Source organism: Mucilaginibacter koreensis, from assembly GCF_054783355.1.
In genome coordinates this window covers 2,809,677-2,833,716 of record NZ_BAAGQS010000001.1, presented here as the reverse complement: position 1 = coordinate 2,833,716, position 24,040 = coordinate 2,809,677, and the positions used below count along the sequence as shown (strand labels likewise).

Here is a 24,040-nt window from a genome sequence, read left to right as displayed (position 1 = left end):
TTTCATGAAAATATTATATACCTGTTTACTGGCTGCAAGTCAGCTGTTAACAATCAATGCTTTTGCGCAAAGTAATCTGGTAACTGTTGCCAATGGCAAACTGGAAGGTGTGGAAGTAAAAGGCATCCGCGAGTTTAAAGGCATCCCGTTTGCGCAACCACCCGTGGGCAATTTGCGCTGGCGTGAACCACAGCCGGTGCAAAACTGGCAGGGCATCCGCAAGGCCGATCATTTTGGTCATCGTGCTATGCAAAAGCCGGTGTTTGGAGATATGGGTTTCAGGGCGGATGCCATGAGTGAAGATTGCCTGTACCTGAACGTATGGACGCCGGCCAAAACCGCCAATGCCAAATTACCGGTACTGGTTTATTTTTATGGCGGCGGCCTGGTAGCCGGCGATGGCTCAGAACCCCGGTATGATGGCGAAAGCCTGGCCCGCAAAGGAATGGTAACTGTAACAGTAAACTACCGCCTCGGCGTATTTGGTTTTATGGCTCACCCCGAGCTGACCAAAGAATCAGCACATCATTCATCCAGCAATTACGGATATTTAGACCAGAATGCGGCCCTGCGCTGGGTACAGCAGAATATTGCTGCCTTCGGTGGCGATCCTAAAAAAGTAACTATTGCCGGCGAATCGGCAGGTTCTATTTCGGTATCGGTACAAATGGCTTCTCCATTGTCTAAAAACCTGATTGCCGGCGCTATTGGTGAAAGCGGTGCCGCTATTAATCCAACGCTGGCACCCGTGCCTTTGGCGCAGGCCGAAAAGAAAGGAGCTGAATTTATGCAGCAAGTCGGTGTTGCCTCACTGGCCGAATTGCGGGCAATTCCGGCTGAAAAGTTACTGGATTTGGCTTCTGCCCCGGGTATTTCACCGGTTGCCACAGCCATTGATGGCTGGTTGATTCCGAAAAGTCTGCCCGAAATTTTTGCAGCAGGCGAGCAGGCACATGTGCCTTTACTGGCTGGCTGGAACTCGGCCGAAATCCCTTACCAAGCCGTTATGTATGGCGATGCACCTACTGTAGAAAATTACCCAAAAGCGGTGCGCCGCATTTTTGGCGAGCAAACTGATGAGGTGCTGAAACTGTACCCAGGCAATACGACTGAAGAAGTCATTAAATCGGCTACCGATTTGGCCAGCGACCGCTTTATTGTGTACAGTACCTGGAAATGGGCCGACCTGGCTACCGAAACCGGGGGTAAGCCGGTATACCGTTACATTTTTTCGCGCATCCGCCCGGCCATGACGGCCAAGATGGGCAACGCGCAAGCGGGTTTGGCCGGTGGCGTGGTAAAAGGCGACAGTAAAGCCGTAGCCATGCCTAAAACCCCAGCCCCGGTAGGCGCACCTCACGCTTCAGAAATTGAGTATGCTTTAGGAAACCTGGCCAGCAACAGCGTATACGCCTGGACACCAGATGACTACAAAGTATCCAACACTATGGAAAGTTACTTTGCTAACTTTATTAAAACCGGCAACCCTAACGGCGGCAACCTGCCCAAATGGCCGGTAAATACCAAAGGCAATACCTCCGGTTTGATGAACATCGATGTAAACAGCAAAGCCGAGCCCGACACCAAGCGCGCCCGTTATGCCTTTTTAGAGCAATGGTATAAAACGCATTAAGTTCATATATCTCCTGTTGTCATTTCAACCGTAGGGAGAAATCTTCTTCGAGCAATAAGTCTTCAACAGATCTGGCTTCTTGGATAAGATTTCGCCTCGCGGTCGAAATGACTTTTTCATTTATGACGTGGATAAAAGTGAACACTATCATGAATTGATATTCAACTTTTTTCTCTTACTAAAAAAGTTAAAATACACGGCCAGCACCACTACCATAAAGAAACACACTGCAGTAATCGTATCAACCAGCGAAGCGCTGATGTCCTGCCCGGTAATTTTATCGGCGTAATACTTTATGAATGAATTGGGCAGGTTACGTTCTCCTAATTTTTCCTTCACCTGCCATTCCCAATCGGTAACCGGGCAGTAACCGATGCCAAACCACATGCCTAACAACAGCCAGCAGCAGGCAGTAAGGGCTACTACCACCAAATGAGCTTTACGGGTAGCCGGCCATATCCAGCCCAGTAAGTTAAACCCAACAATGAGCAGGTGAAAGATGGTGAGAAATATTTCGAGGATGCGGAGGCCGGTCACTTTTATGCTGGTTAATACAAGTTCTAAAGTACTCAATAAAGGCAATAAACTACCAGGTTCACAAAGTCAAAATTAACTTATCCATTTGTGTAAGGGTAGCCACACTGCGTATCTTTGTATCATGTCATCCGCTGGTCCGCATCGTAAAATTATTCATATTGATATGGATGCCTTTTATGCTTCTGTGGAGCAGCGCGATCATCCCGAATACCGGGGCAAGCCGCTGGTAGTGGGCGGACTGCCTGAAGGTAGGGGCGGCGTAGTGGCTACGGCCAGTTATGAAGCTCGCAAATTTGGCATCCGCTCGGCCATGTCATCTAAAAAAGCATTGCAATTGTGCCCGCATGCCCTGTTTGTGCGGCCGCGTTTTGCGGTGTATAAAGAAGTGTCGAGGCATATACGCGAAATTTTTAGCCGGTATACTGACTTAATTGAGCCGCTCTCTCTGGATGAAGCTTACCTGGATGTCACCGAAGACAAGCTGGGTATTGGCTCGGCTATCGAGGTGGCGCAGCAAATTAAAAAGGCTATTCATGATGAGTTGCAGCTGACGGCATCAGCAGGCGTGTCCATCAATAAGTTTGTAGCCAAAATTGCTTCTGATATCAATAAACCCAACGGCTTGAAATTTATCGGTCCGTCCTCCATCGAGAAGTTTATGGAAACCCTGCCGGTAGAAAAATTCTTCGGCGTAGGCAAAGTGACTGCCGAAAAGATGAAAAAGATGGGTTTGCATACAGGTGCTGATTTAAAACAATTGACCGAACAGCAACTGGTACAGCACTTTGGCAAAGTGGGCCGCTTTTACTACCACATTGTGCGCGGTATAGATAACCGCGAAGTGCAGCCCCACCGCGAAACTAAATCCATGGGGGCCGAAGATACTTTTCCGTACGACCTGACCACCCTTGAAGAAATGAATGCCGAACTGGAAAAGATTGCCGTACTGGTAGCCGAGCGCCTGAAGCGTTACAACCTGCAAGGTCGCACTTTGACCTTAAAAATAAAATACAGTGATTTTAAACAAATTACGCGCAGTCAATCCTTCACGCAGGCCATCAGCGAAGCGCCTGAAATTGAAACTATAGCTAAACAATTAATGGCAGCCGCTTTTACAGAAGAAGATAAGGTGCGCCTGCTGGGTATTACTTTATCTAACTTTAACGAACCTGTAATTAAAGTAAAAGGGGAAAGCGCCTGGCAATTGAAGCTGTTCGAAATATAGCTTACCGCCAATTTGCGTACTTTTGTGGTATGGTAGAGGTGATCCTTAAAAAAGGTAAAGAAAAAGCAGTACTGCAGCGCCATCCCTGGGTATTTTCGGGGGCGATAGAGAGAGTAAAAGGTAAGCCGGTTAATGGTGAAATCATTAAGCTGAATGATACCCAAGGCAGATTTTTGGCTTATGGCTTTTACAACCACGAATCGCGCGTGGCCGTGCGCCTGCTGGAATGGGATGAAGCAGTTGCAGTAAACGAAAGCTGGTTTCGTAACAAAGTAGCCACTGCCATTGCCAGCCGCAGCTATATTTTAAATGACCAAACCAATACCTGCCGGTTGATTTTCAGCGAAGCCGATTACTTGCCAGGATTAATTGCCGATAAGTACGGCGATTACCTGTCACTGCAAATACTCACCACAGGTATAGAAAGAAACAAAGCTGTAATTATTGACGAATTGCAGCGCTTGTTGCAACCCAAAGGTATTTTTGATAAAAGTGATGCCGGCTCGCGTGCGCACGAAGGCCTGGAGACGGTTAACGAAGTGCTGGCCGGCAATGCCCCGCCTGAGTTAGTAGAAGTAAAGGAAAACGGACTAACCTACGGTATCAATATCGCCGAAGGTCAGAAATCCGGCTTTTACTGTGACCAGCGCGATAACCGACGCATACTGGCTGCCCATGCCGAAGGCAAATCGGTGTTGGACTGCTTTAGCTATACCGGCGGCTTCACCCTAAATGCCCTGCAAGCGGGTGCCACACAGGTAACCAGTGTGGATAGTTCTGCTTTAGCCATCGAGACTTTGAAGAAGAACATTGAACTAAATGGCTTAGACGTAGGTAAACAACAATCCATACAATCAGACGTAAACAAGCAGCTGCGCCGCTTTAAAGAGGAGGGCCAAACCTTTGATATCATCGTACTTGACCCGCCCAAATATGCCCCCTCACGTTCTGCTTTAGACCGTGCCTCTCGCGCCTACAAAGATTTAAACCGCATAGGTATGCAGTTGCTGAACAATGGCGGCTTGCTGGCTACCTTCTCCTGCTCGGGCGCTATGGATATGGAAACATTTAAGCAGGTACTGGCCTGGGCTGCCCTGGATGCAGGTAAGCAGGTACAGTTTATCTACCAATTCTGTCAGCCCGAAGACCACCCCGTTCGGTCATCCTTCCCGGAAGGAGAGTACCTTAAGGGTTTGTTGTGCAGGGTGATTAATCCGTAAAATTCATACAGTTTGTCATTGCGAGGTACGAAGCAATTTCGTCGTGAGCAGAGCGAAGAAACATAACTACGAGATTGCTTCGTACCTCGCAATGACAACTCTTTTACTCCCTCTCTTTAGGAGAGGGCCGGAGTGAGGTTTTAACCCAATATCTCCTTAATATCCTCTGCTGTAAGTGATTTAATAAAACTATCCTCTGTAGTAATGAGCGCGCGGGCTACGCTGAGTTTGCGTTGTTGCAGGGTGAGGATTTTTTCTTCCACCGTATCTTTGGTGATAAACTTATAAATAAATACGTTTTTGGTTTGCCCAATGCGGTGCGTACGGTCAATGGCCTGTTGCTCTACCGCCGGGTTCCACCAGGGGTCGAGGATGAACACATAATCGGCTTCGGTGAGGTTGAGGCCTACACCACCGGCTTTGATGGAAATCAAAAACACCTGAATGCTTTTATCCTGCTGAAAGCGCTGCACCACTTCGCCCCGGTTCTGGGTGCTGCCATCCAGGTAACTGTATTTGATATTTTTCTGCTCAAAATACCGGCGGTAGATGGTTAGCTGTTTTACGAACTGCGAGAAGATAAGCACCTTGTGACCACCATCCATCACGTTCTCCAGCGTATGGATTACATTTTCAAACTTGCCCGAATCGCCCTCGTATTGTTCATCCAGCATACGCGGGTGGTTGGCCAATTGGCGCAGTTTGATTAAGCCCTGTAATACTTGCATCTGGGTTTGGGCATAGGTGCCGTCCTCCAGGCTTTGCAGCAGCTCATTCCGGTACTCCGATTTTACTTTTTCGTATACCTCAGCCTGCTCTTCGCTCATCTGGCAGTAAAACAGGTGTTCAGTTTTAGGAGGTAACTCAGTAGCTACCTGCTCTTTGGTGCGGCGCAGCACAAAGGGTTTAATCAGGGCTTGCAGCTTATGCGCCTTGTCCTCGTCCTTTTTCTTTTCAATGGGCGTTACAAAATCATTCAAAAAAAATTGCTGGCTACCCAGCAAACCAGGATTAATAAACGACATCTGCGTCCATAAATCATTCACCGTATTTTCTACTGGCGTACCGCTTAAAATCAGCTTGTGGCGGGCTTTGAGCTGCCGTACGGCCTGGTAAGCTTTTGACGACGGGTTTTTGATATTCTGGCTCTCATCCAAAATGATATAATCAAAAAAGAAGGCTTTGAACATCTCCACATCAATACGGCTCACGCCGTAGGTGGTAATCACTACATCGTAATTAGCAAATACCTCGGCCGATTTATAGCGGAAGGTACCCGTATGCACCATAATGCGCAGTCCGGGTGTAAACTTATGAGCTTCATTCAGCCAGTTGTACACCAACGAGGTCGGCATAATGAGCAATGAGGTGGTTTGGGTGTCAATAGCCGCCGCATCCTCCTTGTTTTTTTGCAGCAGGGCCAGGGTTTGTATGGTTTTACCCAAACCCATATCATCGGCCAGGCAGCCGCCAAAGTGGTACTGCTTTAAAAAATGGAACCAGTTATAACCTGCTTTTTGATAAGGGCGCAAGCTGCCCAAAAAGTTGATAGGTGGCGGTACATCGTCCGGCGTTTCAAAATTGGCCAGCTTTTGCAGTTTGCGGCTCATGGTAATGTGCGCCAACTCGCCTTCGGCCAAATCATTGATTAAACCGATATGGTGCTTGCGCAACTTTAACTGGTTATGCCCTTCGGTAAAGTGCAGCAGGTTACCGTATTGCGAAAACCATTCTTCAGGAATCACCGCAATTTCGCCCGAGGGGAGAGTGAATTCTTTTTTATGGTTGAGAATGTGATTGCGCAGCTCCAGGAAAGGAATTTGATAAGGGCCGAAGTAAACCACGGCGTTGATATCAAACCAATCGTTATTGTCCTCAATCTGTAAATCAATACGCGGGTTAGCAAACAGGTATTTTTTGCTGCCGTCGGGTTGCTCAATAATAAAGCCTGCCTTATCCAGTTCCTCGTGGTGCAGGTTCAGCCACTCAAAAACCGAGAATGAGGCATCGCTGATTTCTTTATGCTCTTTTACCTGCAGGCCGAACAGGTTGTGCTCATCGGTCAAACCCATATCGCGCAGTTGCTGCAGCTTATTCTTTTCCCAGGTCACCGAGCGTTTAATGCGATGGAAAATATGACTATCGCCCTGCTGCTCTACCTTTACCGAAATCTGCTTGCCACCATCGGCCGGGAATACGTAACCTGCATATTTGAAATACAATTGCAGTTGCGATACGCCGTCGGCCACGTACACCGGTTTGAGCACCGGTGCCGCATCATACTTTTCGGTGTTGATAGTAAAGCCTTCGGCATGCACATGGTGCTTCTCAATCAGCGGGGCCACAAAGCGCTCGAAGTAGGATTGCTCGGCACTGCGCGGAATGGCGATGTAGCGCTTGTTCAAAAAAGGCACCAGCTTTTTGCCCTCCATCTCCTTGTCGAAATAATACAAGGTATCGTCCAGCATCAGCCAGGCCGGGTGGTTACAGATCACCTCGGCGCCCTTAAACATAAACTCTATTTTAAGGCCCTGGTATTTAATAGTAGGGTAATAGCGTATTTCTTCCTCGTTGCGCTTAAAGTGGAACAGTACCGTGGCAGCATCGGCTGCAATGTGCAGCTGCTTACCGGCCGGGTAGCCCTCCTTGCTCATGAGGTAGATAGGCTTATGGCGCATCAGGCCCAATGCTTCTGACAACTTCTTTTCAATTTTGGGGCGGATGACCTCATACATCTGCTCGGTAAAAATCTTACTGAAAAACTCGTAAGGGCGTACCGGCTTTTTGTGATATTTCTTAATGAGGTTGCCCTGCTCAATATCCTCCAGTAGCTTGATCAGCTTCAGGTCGGTATCGTCTAAGCAACTGGTAAACTCCTGGGCGGTGTTGGAAAACAGGCGCTGGTGGGTGAGCGAAAACTCGCCGTTAGGGTTTAATTGTACCACGTGCGGCTCAATAATATACGACAGGTACTCGTGCCGGGCAACCGAATATATCAACTGGCAGGGTTTGGTACTGTCAACACGTAGCATAGGAGAGAAAACTTAAAAATAAAAGCAAGCTACGCGATTAGAAAAAATTCAAACGTAATAAGAATTTACAGTATTTGAAAGGGGAATGTGGTAAAAGAAAGGGGATGAGCAGATTGTAATTTAGTTTGTTGTTTCAACCGCAGGGAGATATCTACTTTAGGATGCTTTACTGCTAAATTTATAGATTAATCTCTTATAGGTGTGGGGTCATCCTGTAAATAAAAATTAATGGTTACTGTATCACCACGATGAACTCTAAATCGCTTTGTTTTAAAGAAACGGTATCCAATGGTTCCGGGATAGTAATTATATACCCCTGGGGAAACGCTAAATTCGTAATTTCCTTTTTTATCAGACCTAAACAGCTTTTTATTGTTAATCTTTATCGCAGTAAAAGGTAAACTTTCATTTGTCTGCTGGTCAAATGTTCTGCCTTTAATTACTGGGTTGGCATCACTTGCTGTTTTTGTTATTTTAATTTCATAGTTGCCTTTCGGATTGTGGTACCTGCCGCCGTTTTGAATGCTGCATGAAAATAGCAGCAATAACAGCACTAACAAAATATATACATATTTCATTCTAGTCAATTTAACGTTATTAACAGTAACAAGTCAACTACTCTGTTCCTGGAATCAGATAAAACGTTACTTGCTGATAGAGGTATCTTTTATCACTGGTTTGTTGAATGATGTAGATTTTTTGGTTAAGCTTTGGCCAATCATTGGTGCGGTTATCATTCGCAATTTTGGCAAACTGACGCATTGTGATAGGCTGATGAGATAAAGTATCTACTATGTAGCTATTCATTTTATTATCATGTATAAAGTCTAAAAAGGTTTCTGTATAGCAGGAGCAATTATATCTATAACTGATAACTTCCAGAGTTCGCTGCACCTTTACAAAAACTGGGTCTCCACGTTCTACATATATACAATAATTGGAACTTGTCCGTCCAATTGTCTGTGCGCTACAACTAAATACTATAACAATGAAAAATAGTGATATTAAATGAAGTAATTTCATAGCTCTCAATACATTTAACTTCGCTTCTGCTATTCTGTAATTCATACTTTTTAATCAAATTCTCAACAAAGCTTCTGTACTATGGAGTAGCTATGTGCAAAGTAGTATCAGCAAAAGGTACGGTAACATTAACCCCAAAAAATGTGCATGTCCAACTTATAATTCAAATAGAGGTCTTCACCTCAAGTCCTTAACAGCAATTTTAAATAAACACTTTGCCCGGTATCTTTTTTTTATAAAACCTTCTTTAAACAATGCTGATTGTGAATAATATGGGGAGGTAATGATTTCAACCTCGCCATATATGAAATCGATACTTTTTGATATCGGTTCACTCAGTATAAAGCTTACTGTGCGGGCAGGAACCCGAAGTGTATGGACAATTGGTCCAACTGCTATTTCTTTGAAACTTTCAAATTCATTGTAAGACTCTAATATAAAAGATTCGACGCGATTATTATGTATGCTATGGACTTCTGATTGCTTACTATCCCAGCCATGGAACCGCAGTACTAATGAGTCTTTTTTGTAAGATATATCTGCCAGCATAAAATCAAATTCAGCTACTGTATCCTTTGTTAACAGTGGTATATATTTTCCATCCTTTAAAATTTTAATATCGAATTTATCCGGCTGATAATGTTTTATGTTCAGTGTATCTAAATAGGCAAATTCAACAATTACTGGATGAAAATTAGAGCTGTTGGTTACATTTCTTTTTAAAAGTTCCTTGTTTAATAAAATTTCGTATTTTGTTTTCAAGCTATAGTTATACCTGATCCGGTGAGTGCAGGCAGAACTTAGTAGTAAGTAACAAAGCGAAAATGTTACTAAAAAGCTGCTTTTATTCATGTTCTAGTTATATAGATCCATTAATACGCAAACCAATTCTTACTAAAGTTTCAAAAGGTTTAACTCCCCTGTCATGCTGAAGTAACCACCAATCTGCAAAACCATTATTCCATCCTTGATATTCTACAGCGTCATGCAAATCCAGTCCAAAATGATCATGTACTGTTATCGTGATGTCTGCAGCCCACTTACCGCTGGCTAATAAACTATAGTTATCAACTTGTATTTCGGTGTATTCTGTGTCATTGATTAATATTTGTAGGCCGTGCGCGCGGTTATATAAGCCGCCGAAATGCATTCTTAATGCATTGCTAATTTTAATTTCACTTATTTTAGACAGATCACCGTTAACTGCTTTTAACTTAGAATCAAGTATATCATTGAACATACTAACGAAGTTTTTGAACTCATTACTTTCCGAAACATATTTATTAACAGTATAATTCTCATAAGTGCCGCCAGTATTATTACGGAAACGCTGAACAAATTGATCAGTTGCATTCTGCAATTCACCCATCGAGAATGTATGCATCAAATCTGTCATTCCATCGAAGAGTTGACTGGTAGTTTTTGAAGTTTCACTCGATGTTATTTTACTCACATCTGCATTTGTACCATATGTCATGTCTTCTGTGTTTCCACGATTATTTGTGCTGCCAATTTTTCTTCCATCGGAAAAAGTACCTAAAGATAATAATTCAAAAGTATGTGTTGCCGTTAACGGTATTGGATTGGGGTCTCCGGTGCCATTTATATCATAATCAAAATCAAAATCACCATCAATATCATCATATGAATAATGAATTATACTTCCTCCATTGCTTGGCGGAACAGGCATATACACAGGGCATCCATGAGGATCAGCATAGAAAACTTTTACACCATTTGTGGTAGCTAATGGATGGGGAGAGTTATCACAGGGGTCAGAGGAAGTATTGCCACTTCCATCATATGGTATCCACTGATTCCCTGCTGTTGATCCGTTATAACCGTCCACATATCCATTATAAATAGCTATGTAATTTGGTGGTGCACTAGAACTTCCACCACCAGTAACTATATCACCATTAGGGCCAGCACTACTGCCACAAAACATTCCCCAAAGAAAATCGCACCAAGTGAGGTCTGTCCCATCATGATAATAATTGTAATGTCCAGGAAATCCAAACTGGTAACCGATAAATTCAACCACCTTTTTTAAGGCATTCCATATATCAGATAAAATATTGAACTGCTTTACTGTAGATAGTACCTGTACCTGTGATTTACTATTAGTTGAGCTCGAAATTTGAGACAAGCTGATCACGCCTTTCTGCTCCGGGTAACTTTTGTTCAACTGTTGTATATACACTTTGTCGCCTTCCATATTCCACTCTACCAGCTTCCCCGTCCATATCTTGTCTTTACCGTTTTCTTTAGAAGGGTCATCGGGATAAAAATTCATTAGTAGTGCCTTAATGCTATCAGCATTTGTCGCCTTTTTATCTGCAAAAAAGAAAAGCATGGGTGGGTGTTCGGGGTTGAAGTAATGCAGGGTGTCATTTGTCAGCGTTTGCACTGCAAGGCTTTTGGTTTGGGTGGCCGACATCACTGCAGCATTATGAATGCCTTTAACCGGCACTTTAACCACTGGAACACCATCTACGATGTTTTGCTGCGCTTTAGACCAATCAACAGAAATATACTTTCCTATCTCTTTTTTAGAGAACCAGTTTTGTATACCTGCATTGGAAATGACGTTTTGACCAAGATAGGCAATTTTAGAAATGTCAGTTGTTGAAATTTGTGGATCATGACCTTTGCGGCATGCACCCAATACTATGCACAATAGCACAGCATAAGCAATAAATTTTTTCATGATAAGGTTTTAAGTACGAGCTTATTGTACGCTAAATATATAATACATGTTGCTGTTATGTGCTATGTTTTGTTAAAATAACTATTTCTACGCGTTTTTCTACCTCCGCTTTTTGAAACTTGCAACTAAAGGCCTTGTGACGATATATAATATATAACTAAAACCACTGACACATTCATGCCACTGCTGCGGGTGCTGCGTGGTGCTGCGCGCTGCTTCAGGGTGCTGCGCCTGCTGCGTAGTGCTGCATCCGCTGCGCGCAGCACTACGCAGCAGGCAGGTAAAAGCTATTATTGCTTGTGCTTCTTCATCCTTCATCCCAAAAATCCTTACATTAGCCTACCTTATGCTGAAAAAATTTACCCTTTTTACCCTGTGCCTGGCTGCTGCCTTGAGTGCCTTCGCTCAAAAAATACCTACCCCTGCCGAATACCTGGGCCGCCCGCTGGGCAGCCAGTTCACCTACCATTACCAAATAGCAGGCTACTTTAATGCGGTAGCCGCAGCTTCTAAAAATGTAAAGCTGGTGAGTTATGGCACTACCAATGAGGGGCGGCCGCTGATAGCAGCTTTCATAGCATCTGATGAGAACATCGGCAGGCTGGAAGACATCCGCCAGCATAATATGGCTTTAACCGGCTTGGGTAAAGAGTCAGCTGCTTTAGCCAATGCGCCTGCGGTGGTATGGCTGAGTTACAATGTGCACGGCAACGAGCCCAGCTCGAGCGAGGCGGCCATGCAAACGCTGTATGATTTGGTAAACCCTAACAATGCGCAAGCCCGCCGCTGGCTGCAAAATACTGTAGTGGTGATTGACCCCTGCCTGAACCCTGATGGCCGCGACCGCTATGTGAACTTTTATAACCAGGCTAAAGGTATAATGCCCGATGCCAACCCCTCGGCCCGCGAACATGCAGAGCCCTGGCCGGGTGGCCGCTCCAACCATTACATGTTTGATTTAAACCGGGACTGGGCCTGGCAAACGCAAAAGGAAGTACAGACCCGTGTGGCCCTGTTTAACCAGTGGCTGCCGCAGGTACATGTAGATTTTCATGAGCAGGGCTATAACAGTCCGTATTATTTTGCCCCGGCTGCCGAACCTATGCATCGGGACATTACCCGCTGGCAGCGGGATTTTCAGGTTACCATTGGTAAAAACAACGCCAAATACTTCGATCAGAACGGCTGGCTGTATTTTACCAAGGAGGAGTTTGATTTGCTGTACCCATCTTATGGTGATACCTACCCGTTATACAACGGCGCTATCGGCATGACATATGAGCAGGGCGGCATAGGTGCCGGTTTGGCCGTAATTACCCGCAGCGGCGATACGCTTACCCTGGCCGACCGTATTGCCCATCACCATTCCAATGGTTTAAGCACTGTAGAGGCGGCTTCGGCTAATGCCACAAAATTGCTGGCCGAGTATCAAAAGTATTTTACTGATGCACGCAACCAGCCACCGGGTGCATATAAAGCCTATGTGGTAAAAAATACCAATGCCGATAATATAAAAGCTTTAACCCAGCTACTGGATAAAAACCGTATACAGTACAGCTTTTGGGGCAATCAGAATGCCTCGGGCTTCAATTACTTTACCGCTAAAGAAGAAAAAGTAAACATTACCCCATCAGACCTGATTATTAATGCTGCCCAACCTAAAGCAGTATTATTAAATGTACTGATGGAGCCTAAAACCCTGATTACCGATTCTAATACCTATGATATTACCGCCTGGGCCCTGCCTTATGTGTATGGCTTAAAAACATACGGTTTGAAGCAAGCCGTGCAAGCAAACGGCCATATGCCGGCTGCACCTGCACCTACGGTAGCCATTAATGCTCATGCTTATGCCTATGTAGCCAACTGGCAGTCGGTACAGGATGCCCGTTTTCTGGCAGCATTGCTGCAAAAAGGCATTAAGGTACGCTATGCCGAAACTCCTTTTAATGCCGCAGGCAAACAGTTTAATGCCGGTTCATTAATTATCACCCGGGCGGGAAACAATGAAAATAATTTCGACCAAATCATCAATGAAACGGCAACCGCTTTTAACCGGCAACTGGTGCCACTAACTACCGGCTTTGTTGAAAAAGGAGCCGATTTAGGCTCGCGCTTCGTACATTATATCAACGCACCAAAAGTAATGATGCTCACCGGTGAAGGCACCTCGGCATCTGATGCTGGTGAGGTATGGCAATTTTTTGAGCAGCAACTGGGGTATCCTGTTACACAGGTGAAAGTGCAAGATGTAAGCCGCACCAAACTAAGCAGTTTTGATGTAATCATAATGCCAGATGGATATTATAATAATATATCAACCGACAAACTGCGTGATTGGGTGCGCGATGGCGGTAAACTAATTGCCATGGGAGGTGCGGTAAGTACCTTGTCGGGCCAGAACGGGTTTAACATTAAGACCAAAGAAGCAGCAAAGGATAGCAAAAAGCCATCTGCCCCTGCAGTGTACGGCGACCGCGAGCGGGAATCCATTAAATCGGGCGTGCCGGGGGCTATTTATAAAGTTAAGCTGGATAACACCCACCCATTGGGTTATGGTTACCCTAACTATTATTATACTTTAAAGTTGAGCGATGATATTTATGATTACCTGGGCGATAACGGCTGGGATGTGGGCACCGTTGGTAAAACTGCTTATGTATCGGGTTTTGTGGGGCAAAAGGCTAAAGCCAAAATTGCAGATGGCACTTTATTAGGTGTGCAAAGCGCCGGCCGTGGCAGTGTGGTATATATAGTGGATGACCCGCTGTTCCGCAGCTTTTGGGAGGGCGGTAAATTGTTGTTCAGCAATGCAGTGTTTATGGTAGGTAATTAGTAAAATGCAAAAGGCCATCCGAAAGGATGGCCTTTTTATATAATATATATGCTGACACCCGGCCGGGTGGGAAATGCTTAGTTGCCCCTTACGCGGCTGCCTTCATCAACCGAGCTTCGGTGGCTGCTGCCTTTAATTTTGGTGTTGCCGAAGTTGTAGGTGAAGTTAAGGCGGAATATACGGGTTTCGTTTTTCTGCTTAATCATAATCCTGTTATCACCGGCCACACTGGTTACATCGTTGCGGCGGATATTGAAGATGTCGTTCACTGCGAATTTGATGTTGGCTTTTTTGTTAGCAAAGCTGTGGCTGATACCAAAATCTATACTGTATTGCGGCTTTACATGGAAATAACCATATACCAGTGAGGATTGATAATTGCCAATCAATTCAGCTTTATAGGTTTTACCCAAAATATAAGTTTGGGTGGATTGCAGTTGGTAAGCAATCTTTCCATTATTTAAAGCGCCGTTGGCTGAAGTATCGGTTTTAAACCCTAAGTAAAATGAAGTAGCATTCAAGTTACCAGTCCACCATTTAGTTACGGTATATGGGGTGTTCAAACTCAGGTTCCAGTTGTTTTGCACATTCAGGTTAGTTTTGGTGATAATGGTAGCCAGGGATTTTGGATTGCTGTACAACAATTCAGTAATCACATCAGTGGTACGGCTATAGCCTAAGCTTACGTTTACTGTTTTTTTGTAACTATAGTTCAGTTCATATGAATTGGTGTATTGGGGACGTAAAAACGGATTACCCTGCTGATAGCTATATTGATCAAGGAAAAAAACAAACGGATTCAGATCCTCATAGTTCGGACGGTCAATGCGGCGGCTGTACGTGAAACCCAAACTGTGCTTGTCTGAGAAATCGTGATTAATAAATACACTTGGGAAAAAGTTCAGATAGCTGCGTTGCACACGGTTATTCTGGGTGATCAGGTTACCATCAGATTTGGTATACTCTGCCCGCAAACCGGCCTGTACAGATGTTTTACTAAAACTTTTATTCAAATTCACGTAAGCGGCATCAATATCTTCGCTGTAAATGAAATGATTCGTGCGTCTTGTGTCGTTAGCATAGGTTACATCATCTGTTGAAACCTGTGCCTGTAAATCATTATCTGTTTTTACATGGCTGAACTTTAAGCCGGTTTCCAGTTTCAGCGTTTTGTTGAACGGATATGTATAATCGGCTTTGCCGGTATATATATTAATAGTAGAAGGCGACTGGTTGCGCACAAATGAAGGTGCACGCGGCGTAGAGCCATCCATATTACGATAAATGGCGTTGTATTGAGCATCTGAACGGTTTTTGTATCTCAGGTAATCCAAATCAATGCCCAATTGCTGGCCGTTGGTATCCAGCTGCAAACGGTCATTTAAATTAACGGCAAAGTTATTATACCGTTGGGGCACGTGAGAGGTAGTGGTTAATAAAGTATCCGGTTTGCCAATTTGGCGGCCAATTTGAGTAAGTGTTGTGCCACGGTCTGTTTCAGTGTTACGGTATCCGCTTACCACTACGCCAACCGTATGCTTATCGGTAATATCGTAATCAGCACCTGCGCGGTAATTATTAAAACTGCGGGTATTTGTTAAATCAGTATTTTGAGTAAAATAATTGTTATTGCCTGCGGCATCTATCACATTACGGTCGAGCCCTATTTTATTGAAACGTTTGTTATCGCCACGGCTCAGTGTGGTAAACAGATTAAGTTTACCTTGGCGGTGGTTTAAGGTGAGGCTGGTATTATCCTTCCCATATTTACCATAGCCGGCACCCAGGGTAACGCTGCCGTTGGTACCTACCTGGCGGTTCTTCTTCAGTTTAATGTTGATAATGCCTGAATTACCAGCCGCATCATATTTGGCCGATGGGTTGGTGATAATTTCTATGCTTTGTATGGTAGTGCCATCAGTAGAGCGCAGCAAACTGGCCAGTTCTGAAGATGACAGGTAAGTTAATTTATCATTAATCATTACGGTTACGCCTTGCTTACCTTTCAGGCTGATGTTGTCATCTTTGTCAATAGTAACACCAGGCGCGCGCTGTAAAATCTCAATGGCAGAGTTACCGGCAGACAGTACGCTGTTTTCTACATTCATTACCGTTTTATCGGCTTGGCGTTCAATTAAAGGTTTGGTGCCGGTAATATTAACTGCGCCCAACTCGCGGCTGGTAGCGTGCAGTATCATAGTAGGTACGGTTACCTCGCCGCCGCTTGCGTTAAAAGCTTTGCTGCTTAACTTATTGTAGCCAACAGCCGAAACTTTAACCACATAATTTCCCGGTTTGATGTTGGCAAAAACGTATATGCCGCTTTCGCTGCTCAAGGTACCTTTTACTATGGCAGAGTCTTTGGCTTGTAAAAGTGATACGGTAGCATAATCCAGCGGTTTACCTTGTTCGGTTTGCAGGGTGCCGGTAATTTTTGAGGGTAAAGCCTGCTGGGCAGAAGACCGCCGGCTGCATAGCAGCAGCGCTGAAAATGTAAGAAGTAAGCAAGCTATTAGTTTCATGGTGTTTATATGTTTAGGGTTTGTATTTGTCAGGCAATAGCTATCCACAGAAAGAATTTTCATTCTTTTTTAAAGAGTTATTTTAAAAATGATGCTGATTAGGCTACTGCCTTTTATTTGTTATTTAGAGGTTAGATGCAATTAGGGGTGATAAGGTTACAATTTTTGTGAAAATAGACGGGTTTAGGTGCTAAAGGGTTGCATAACAAGTACAAAAATAAACCGGCTGCGGCAAACAGCCGGTTTATTTAACGCTATTTAACATTTACTGATTTTCGGTATCTGTAGTATCGGCTTTCAAAGTTTCGGCTTTTGCAGTATCGGCCAGGCACTTCAAGCCTTCATTAGTCATTTTAAAGGCAGCAGAGCGTGCATTTTCATCTTTGCTGAAATCCCGGCATTGATAATAATCTAAATTACGAATGTAGGGTGACAACGACTGGTCGATGACCACCTTGCTGTTTAATGGTACGAGTAACCGCATGCTGATTGCCTGGTTGCGCCATAGTTTATTTTCGGCTACCTGCAGTCGGTTGCCGAATTGCAGGGTTTGGTTTTGCTGTGTAAACAGGTAGGTGGTATTGCGGGCATTCATTAAAGCATCAGGATAAGTGTTGCCGCGGGCACTGTAAGTTTCTTCCAGTACGGGTTGTGCTACATCGCTGCGTTCAATGTATAAGTCAATATCGTGGCCAAAGCCGTTATAGTTGTCATTATCATCATTAATAATAACTCTGTCGCCAAAGCGCTCCCTGATGTTAAGACGGGCGCTATCCTGGGCGCTCAGGTATTTCACCTCATTCAGTTTTAAATAGTAGGTGTTGGTACTGTCGGCTTTGATGGCTACAGTTTGCGTAAAGCTGGCCGACTCTTTAAACTCGCTGGCAATGCGTGCACCATAATAAGTAACCACACTAATAGCGGCCAGCCAGAAGATGAGCAGGGTAGAGCCCACCTGCCGCGTAAAGCGGGCCCGGTTGAAAGCAGCGCTCAGGGCAATAAACATAATAGCAAATAGCGGAATGGCAATGGCTAAAAATGCAGCCACAAAAAACAGAATATTGTGCTGATAATCGATAACACTCATGGGGAAGATGTTCTCAAACCCACCGGGGCCAAAGCTGGTTACCCCATAGCCTACAAATGCAACAATACCTATTAATACTGAGGCAATACCAAAGCAGCAGGCCACCGCAATACATACGGCAATCACCTTGGCAATTATGCGGCCGGCACCGCCTAAAAATTCGCCGGTGTGCTGTGCGGCTGCACCTGCAAATGAGCGTGTTTTATGATATAAGGGGCGTGCTTCGTCTTGCAAGGTAGCCAGGTGGCCTTTTACAGCACCCATTTCTTCTTCAAAATTACGCTTAAACCCCTGTAGGTCTAAAGGTTGGCCACGCATACTCATGCGGTCGGCACGGGAGAGGGCTTTGGGCACCACTACCCATAACACGATATAGGCCAGTAACCCGGCGCCGCCTGCAAATATGGTAAGCACAAATGCCAGGCGCACCCAAACGGTATCAATGTCAAAATAACTGGCCAAGCCGGCACACACACCACCCAGAATATGATCGTCAGGGTCGCGGAAGAGTTTGCGTTTGGCTGATATAGGCGCGCCAAAGACCGGCTGACCGGCAGCAGGCTGCTCTTCTTCGCTAAACTCGAAATCGTTTACGCTGCCCATTTGTGCGATGACCTGATTTACGTCGGCATCGGTAATTACCTGGCGGTTGCCTTCGGTTAGCAGTTGGGTAAACATTTCGGCTATGCGGTTCTCTATATCGGTAGTAATTTCCAAACTATCGGCCGAGTTGTAAAAATGACGTTTTACCTCGGTCATGTAGTTTTTTAATATCTCGTAGGCATCTTCTTCAATATGGAAGACCACGCCGTTGATGTTAATGATGATGGTTTTGTTCATGATGGCTTATTGATGATCAGGATGTTCAGGTAGGTTATTTTCTTTTATCTATAGAGGTGGTTACAGCAAAAACCAGTTCCTGCCAGGTTTTGTCTAACTGCTCGAGTACGCTTTTACCTTCGGCGGATAAATTATAGTACTTGCGCGGTGGGCCTGAAGTAGATTCTACCCAGCTGTAAGTGAGCAGGCCATTATTTTTTAAGCGGGTAAGCAGCGGGTACAATGTACCCTCCACCACCAATAGCTGGGCATTCTTCAGTTCAGCGATGATATCTGAAGCATATATTTCTCCCCGCGCTATAATAGAGAGGATGCAGTATTCAAGAATACCTTTCCTCATTTGGGTTTGAGTATTTTCAACAATCATAATGCAAAGATATATGTTTTAGAATGTATCTTGCAATACATAGTACTAAATTTATTTTTTTTTATGCCGATTATTAATGATCGTGCAAAATCAGACCTGAAATATTAGTATGTTGAAAATGAAATTACTGTGTGGAAAACGGGCATAATTTCATCGTTAAGCGGTTTTAGGTGTTAAAGTTTAACTTTTTTTAACAAAAAATTTCATTTTTAAAAAATCAGCACCTATTTTTATAATCTATTAACTATTAACTGATTTTATAATTAACAAACATGAAGAAACTTCTACTCGTAAGTTTGTGTTTTCTTGTGCTCTCCGTTGCACATGTATTTGCACAAAACCGTACAGTAACTGGTACAGTAAAAGGGAAAGATGATGGATTGCCAATCCCCGGCGTTAGCGTTCGGGTTAAAGGCACATCAGTAGGTACCCAAACTGGCAGTAACGGCGGTTTTAGAATTAGTGCGCCAGCAGGTGCTACTTTAACCTTTAGCTCTATCGGCTACATTACTCAAAACGTAGCTGCAGGTACCCAAACTGTAGTTGATGTAACTTTATTGCCAGATGCACGCCAGCTGAGTGATGTGCAAATCGTGGCAGCAGGTGGTCTGGTAACTAAGCAACGCGCTCAGGGTTATGCTACTACCCGTATCGATTCATCTCGTTTAACAGCTGGTAAAGCTACCAACGTTGCTGCTGGCTTAACCGGTAAAGTAGCGGGTTTGCAAATCAACGCTGTAAGCAGTGGTGTTAATCCCAACGTTCGTATTGTATTACGTGGTCAGCGTTCATTAACTGGTAATAACCAGGCACTGATTGTATTGGATAACGTAATTGTTCCAAACTCTATTTTAGGTAACATCAATCCTGAAGATGTGGCCGATATCCAAGTTTTAAACGGTGCAGGTGCAGCAGCCCTTTATGGTACTGCAGCATCAAACGGTGCGTTATTGATTACTACCAAAAAAGGTACTAAGAATAGCGCAACCCGTGTTACGGTATCAAACACTACCAACTTAGAGCAAATTAGCTACTATCCAAAATTGCAAGATAAATTTGGTTCTGGTTCAGCGTCAGGATATCAGATTTATACACCTTTCGAAAATCAGCAGTACGGCCCTGCTTATGATGGCTCATTGGTTCAAATTGGTCGTCCTTTGGCTGACGGTAGTATTCAAACAGTGCCTTACACTGCTAATCGCGATAAATACAATTTTTGGCAAACTGGTATAACCAACCAAACCGACTTCTCATTGTCTAATGGTGATGCAAAATCAACCCTTTACTTTGCAGGTCAGTATGTTGCGGTAAAAGGTACTACACCACAGGATAAGTATAACCGTGCTTCATTCCGCCTGAACGGAACACGAGATTTAGGTAAAAGTTTATTTTTAACCTATGCTACCAACTATGTTCAAAACCGTTATGATCAAACTACGGTTACGTCATCAGTTTATGATAACTTGTTGAACACGCCTTCTTTTGTGCCTTTGTTGTCATACAAAGATTATAACAACAATCCTTTCGCTAACCAAAACGGTTATTATAACGAATATTATCAAAATCCTTACTTCGCTATCGGTAATAATCGTCAAAAATTAAGAAATGATTATTTCATCGGTAGCTTACAGTTAGATTGGAAAGTTGCTGATTGGGTGACTATCACTGCTCGTCCGGGTATCACTACCAGAAACCAGTCTTACAAAAATACAACAGGTAAGTTCACTTATACAGAATATACTAAAGGCATCTCGTCAAGTAAAACTGACATTGCTGGCGGTGTAACTGATAATGCTTATTATAATACTACTTTGTACACTGATTTGTATGCTACGTTTAAAAAGCAAGTAAGTGATTTTAATTTCAACCTTACTTTAGGTGCAAACATCACCAACAATCAGGAGAACAACTTAACTACTACTGCCAACGGTTTAGTTATCCCAGGTTTTTACAACCAAGGTAACCGTGTAGGTGAAAGTACTCCATCACAAGCCAGCTATGGTACTCATACACAATCATTATACGGTGATTTGAAGGTAGGCTACAAAGATTTCTTATTCTTAGAGGTAACTGGCCGTAATGATTGGACTTCGTTGTTGGCTCCAGAAAATCGTTCTTTCTTCTATCCTTCAGCTAACTTATCTTATATTCCAACCGCTCACTTAGAGTTCTTGAAAGATATCAAGGCGATTGATCAGATCAAGATTCGTGGTGGTGTATCAAAAGTGGGTAATGTAAACGTAGGTCCATATAGCTTGGTGCCAACTTATGTTCAAACTTCAGGTTTCCCATTCGGTTCTTTAGGTGGTTACTCTGCGAGCGATCAGACTGTATCATTGAGTTTAAGACCTGAGATTACCAAAGGTTTCGAAGTTGGTACAGATTTCAGCTTATACAAGTCAAGAATTGTGGGTAGTGCTACATATTATGTAACTAATACTTCAAACCAAACTTTACCTGTAAATATTTCTCGTGCAACAGGTTTCAGTACCTTCTTGGCTAATACTGGTGAAGTAAGAAACGAAGGTATAGAAGCTACTATACATTTCACACCGTTAAGAACAGCAACTGGCTGGGAATTAACTGTGGGTGGTAACTTTACCTATAACAACAACACCGTTGTTGATATTTCTAATGACTTGAGCCGTTTACCGCTTTCAACAGGTGGTTTGGCACAGGTTTATGCTATTAAAGGCTACTCATCAACCACACTGGTAGGTACTGACTATTACCGTGACCCTCAAGGCCGTGTAATTGTTGATCCTATCAACGGTTATCCAACTGTTAATCCTAACGGTAAAATTTTAGGTAATACAACTCCTAAACAACGTTTAGGATTAGACTTAGCTGCCAGCTACAAAGGTTTCCGCCTGTCAGGCTTATTTGAATTCCGTGGCAACTACGTAGTTTATAATGATGGCGGAAACGGATTTGATTTCAGTGGTGCAGGTTATACCAGCGCTATTTATAACCGTGAGCGCTTTGTATATCCAAACTCTTCAATTCCTGACCCTAACAATCCTGGTAGCTATATTGCCAACAATAATATAACTGTACGTGATGGTGGTACCGAGTTTTGGACTAATGATACGTACCGTAGAGGTGTGGCCACAAACTACGTATATTCAGGTAATTACTGGAAATTACGTGAAGCCGCATTGTCTTACGATTTTCCTCAGGCAATGTTCAGAAATAATAAATACATCAAAGGAGCACGTATAAGTTTACAAGGCCGTAACCTGTTTATCTGGTTGCCAAAATCTAATGTCTATACTGATCCAGATTATAGCTTATCTGATGGCAATGCTGTTGGTATTACTACACTGTCACAAACTCCTCCAACACGTTTTTATAGTGCAACAGTAACATTAAATTTCTAAAATGTTAAAAATGAAAAGATTATATAAAATACTTGCTTTAGGTTCTTTGGTGATTACAGCATCATCATGCAAGAAATATTTGGATATCAACACTAATCCTAATAACGCATTAAGCGCCACGCCTCCTGTATTAATGTCACAAGCATTAACCAATACAGCTGCTACTTTAACAGCCTCAAATGCATTTGGTTCTGGTGTGATGGGATATACTGTAAACGGCGGCGGATACGGTGGTTTCGGTTCTTTATTCACATATGCTTATGCTACTACTGAAAATACAGGATTATATAACAATAATTATAACAACTCCTATGATTATCAGTACATGATTAATCTATCTGATAAAGATCCGGATTTAGTACAATATGCTGCTGTGGGCAGAGTGATGAAAGCCTACAATTTTGCCCGTTTAATTGATTTATATGGTGATGTACCATACACCGAAGCTTTTCGCGGAAATACGCTGTTAACACCTAAATATGATGCAGCACCTGCAGTGTATCAAACTATGATTTTAACTATTGATACAGCCATCACTAAATTTAAGTCAAAAAATACTGCACTTCCTGCTTTTCGGACTGCAGATGTTTTGTATGGCCAAATTACAGGCAGTACTCAATCATCAGATGCAACCGCCGAAATAACACGTTGGATGAAATTTGCTCAAACAGTAAAACTGCGTATGCTTACCCACATACAAGCAGTGCCTGCATTGGCAAGCTTTGTAAACACCGAGTTTGCTAATTTTGATAATTCAATTGGCTTCATAGAAGACGACGCAGTTGTTAACCCTGGTTATATTGTAACAGATGGTAAGCAAAATCCTGATTGGAATACTTATAATTTGACTGCTGCAGGTTCTCAAGGTTCTCAATCACGCGTAATTATTCCCGGCCGTTTTGCGTTCAGCTTTTACAGCGGTGCTAAACTTACCGATGATGATCGTGGTAAGCTGATGTACAAAAGCTATCCAAACGCAGCCGTGGGTACTTTAGCTTCTACAAATAACCCTACTGTATCAAGTACAGCTTTCGGTACAGGTATCTTTAAAAGTGCTACGCAAGGCCGTCCAATACTACTGGCAGCAGAGAGCTATTTCTTGCAGGCAGAAGCAAATTTAAACGGAAGGCTTCCAGGAGTTGCTAAAGACAATTTTGAAACTGGTATCAGAAAATCGTACTTGTATTTAAGCAAGAACGGAACTAATACTACGACTGCTGATGATGCTGGTTATTTAACTAAATACAAAGCTGCCAATCCATCCAAAATTGTTAATGGTGTTGAAACAAACCCTTACGCCCGTTTGGTTAATTTCGATTTGAATAATAGTAATGAGCAAAAGTTAGAGGCTATTATTACTCAAAAATATATTGCTTTAAACTTTTTATTCGGTAGTGAAGCATGGACTGAGTTTAGAAGAACTAACTATCCAGCAATTGTTAACGGTTCAACTGATCCTGTATTAACTTTTGCATCGCCAAATTCAACTTCACCTCGTCCTGACCGTTTACCAGTGCGTCTGCCATATCCAGATACTGAGTATCAATTGAACTCACAAAACGTACCAACTGTAAATGTGTTTACTAGTCGTATTTTTTGGGACTTAAATTAATTTTTAAAAGAATAAA

General features: G+C 43.3%; 15 protein-coding genes. 6 read left to right on the top strand and 9 right to left on the bottom strand.

Annotated features, from left to right (window positions below):
• The first annotated feature begins 4 nt into the window (after positions 1 to 4).
• The gene (locus ACYVNW_RS12755) at positions 5 to 1,633 is read left to right on the top strand and encodes a carboxylesterase/lipase family protein (protein WP_460680256.1); all 1,629 of its coding nucleotides are present in this window, start codon (positions 5 to 7) and stop codon (positions 1,631 to 1,633) included.
• A 147-nt stretch (positions 1,634 to 1,780) separates the two neighbouring features.
• Here ACYVNW_RS12755 and ACYVNW_RS12750 read toward each other — a convergent pair whose 3' ends face one another.
• Positions 1,781 to 2,206, bottom strand: a complete 426-nt coding sequence (locus ACYVNW_RS12750; protein WP_460680255.1) for a DUF2784 domain-containing protein — start codon at positions 2,204 to 2,206, stop codon at positions 1,781 to 1,783.
• Between the two features lie 85 nt (positions 2,207 to 2,291).
• Between ACYVNW_RS12750 and dinB the strand changes: the two genes are divergently transcribed.
• A complete protein-coding gene (dinB, locus tag ACYVNW_RS12745; RefSeq protein WP_460680254.1) occupies positions 2,292 to 3,395 on the top strand; it encodes a DNA polymerase IV in 1,104 nt (367 codons plus the stop codon).
• A gap of 29 nt (positions 3,396 to 3,424) precedes the next feature.
• Positions 3,425 to 4,615: a class I SAM-dependent rRNA methyltransferase gene (locus ACYVNW_RS12740; protein ID WP_460680253.1), complete on the top strand. Its 1,191-nt coding sequence runs from the start codon at positions 3,425 to 3,427 to the stop codon at positions 4,613 to 4,615.
• A gap of 140 nt (positions 4,616 to 4,755) precedes the next feature.
• Here the strand turns inward: ACYVNW_RS12740 and ACYVNW_RS12735 are convergent, their stop codons facing one another.
• The 5 genes from ACYVNW_RS12735 to ACYVNW_RS12715 all read right to left on the bottom strand — a co-directional run bounded on the left by ACYVNW_RS12735 (position 4,756) and on the right by ACYVNW_RS12715 (position 11,380).
• Positions 4,756 to 7,647, bottom strand: coding sequence for a DEAD/DEAH box helicase (locus ACYVNW_RS12735; protein WP_460680252.1), 2,892 nt, complete (start codon positions 7,645 to 7,647; stop codon positions 4,756 to 4,758).
• A 185-nt stretch (positions 7,648 to 7,832) separates the two neighbouring features.
• Entirely contained in the window at positions 7,833 to 8,225 is a 393-nt protein-coding gene (locus tag ACYVNW_RS12730; protein WP_460680251.1) for a peptidase associated/transthyretin-like domain-containing protein, read from the bottom strand.
• Between the two features lie 37 nt (positions 8,226 to 8,262).
• Entirely contained in the window at positions 8,263 to 8,715 is a 453-nt protein-coding gene (locus tag ACYVNW_RS12725) for a hypothetical protein (protein ID WP_460680250.1), read from the bottom strand.
• A 132-nt stretch (positions 8,716 to 8,847) separates the two neighbouring features.
• On the bottom strand, positions 8,848 to 9,432 hold the full coding sequence (locus ACYVNW_RS12720) for a hypothetical protein (protein WP_460680249.1): 585 nt from the start codon (positions 9,430 to 9,432) through the stop codon (positions 8,848 to 8,850).
• A gap of 97 nt (positions 9,433 to 9,529) precedes the next feature.
• Positions 9,530 to 11,380: a DUF3289 family protein gene (locus tag ACYVNW_RS12715; protein ID WP_460680248.1), complete on the bottom strand. Its 1,851-nt coding sequence runs from the start codon at positions 11,378 to 11,380 to the stop codon at positions 9,530 to 9,532.
• Between the two features lie 346 nt (positions 11,381 to 11,726).
• Between ACYVNW_RS12715 and ACYVNW_RS12710 the strand changes: the two genes are divergently transcribed.
• Positions 11,727 to 14,216 carry a M14 family metallopeptidase gene (locus ACYVNW_RS12710; RefSeq protein ID WP_460680247.1) on the top strand — a complete coding sequence of 830 codons (2,490 nt, stop codon included), beginning with the start codon at positions 11,727 to 11,729 and terminating at the stop codon, positions 14,214 to 14,216.
• 77 nt (positions 14,217 to 14,293) lie between these two features.
• Here ACYVNW_RS12710 and ACYVNW_RS12705 read toward each other — a convergent pair whose 3' ends face one another.
• The 3 genes from ACYVNW_RS12705 to ACYVNW_RS12695 all read right to left on the bottom strand — a co-directional run bounded on the left by ACYVNW_RS12705 (position 14,294) and on the right by ACYVNW_RS12695 (position 19,032).
• Positions 14,294 to 16,738, bottom strand: coding sequence for a TonB-dependent receptor domain-containing protein (locus ACYVNW_RS12705; protein WP_460680246.1), 2,445 nt, complete (start codon positions 16,736 to 16,738; stop codon positions 14,294 to 14,296).
• Positions 16,739 to 17,003: 265 nt separating this feature from the next.
• Positions 17,004 to 18,665 carry a PspC domain-containing protein gene (locus ACYVNW_RS12700; RefSeq protein ID WP_460680245.1) on the bottom strand — a complete coding sequence of 554 codons (1,662 nt, stop codon included), beginning with the start codon at positions 18,663 to 18,665 and terminating at the stop codon, positions 17,004 to 17,006.
• Positions 18,666 to 18,699: 34 nt separating this feature from the next.
• Positions 18,700 to 19,032: a PadR family transcriptional regulator gene (locus tag ACYVNW_RS12695; RefSeq protein ID WP_460680244.1), complete on the bottom strand. Its 333-nt coding sequence runs from the start codon at positions 19,030 to 19,032 to the stop codon at positions 18,700 to 18,702.
• A 272-nt stretch (positions 19,033 to 19,304) separates the two neighbouring features.
• Between ACYVNW_RS12695 and ACYVNW_RS12690 the strand changes: the two genes are divergently transcribed.
• Positions 19,305 to 22,412 (top strand): SusC/RagA family TonB-linked outer membrane protein, encoded by a 3,108-nt coding sequence (locus ACYVNW_RS12690; RefSeq protein WP_460680243.1) that lies wholly within the window; start codon positions 19,305 to 19,307, stop codon positions 22,410 to 22,412.
• Between the two features lie 10 nt (positions 22,413 to 22,422).
• The gene (locus ACYVNW_RS12685; protein ID WP_460680242.1) at positions 22,423 to 24,024 is read left to right on the top strand and encodes a SusD/RagB family nutrient-binding outer membrane lipoprotein; all 1,602 of its coding nucleotides are present in this window, start codon (positions 22,423 to 22,425) and stop codon (positions 24,022 to 24,024) included.
• Positions 24,025 to 24,040 lie beyond the last annotated feature (16 nt).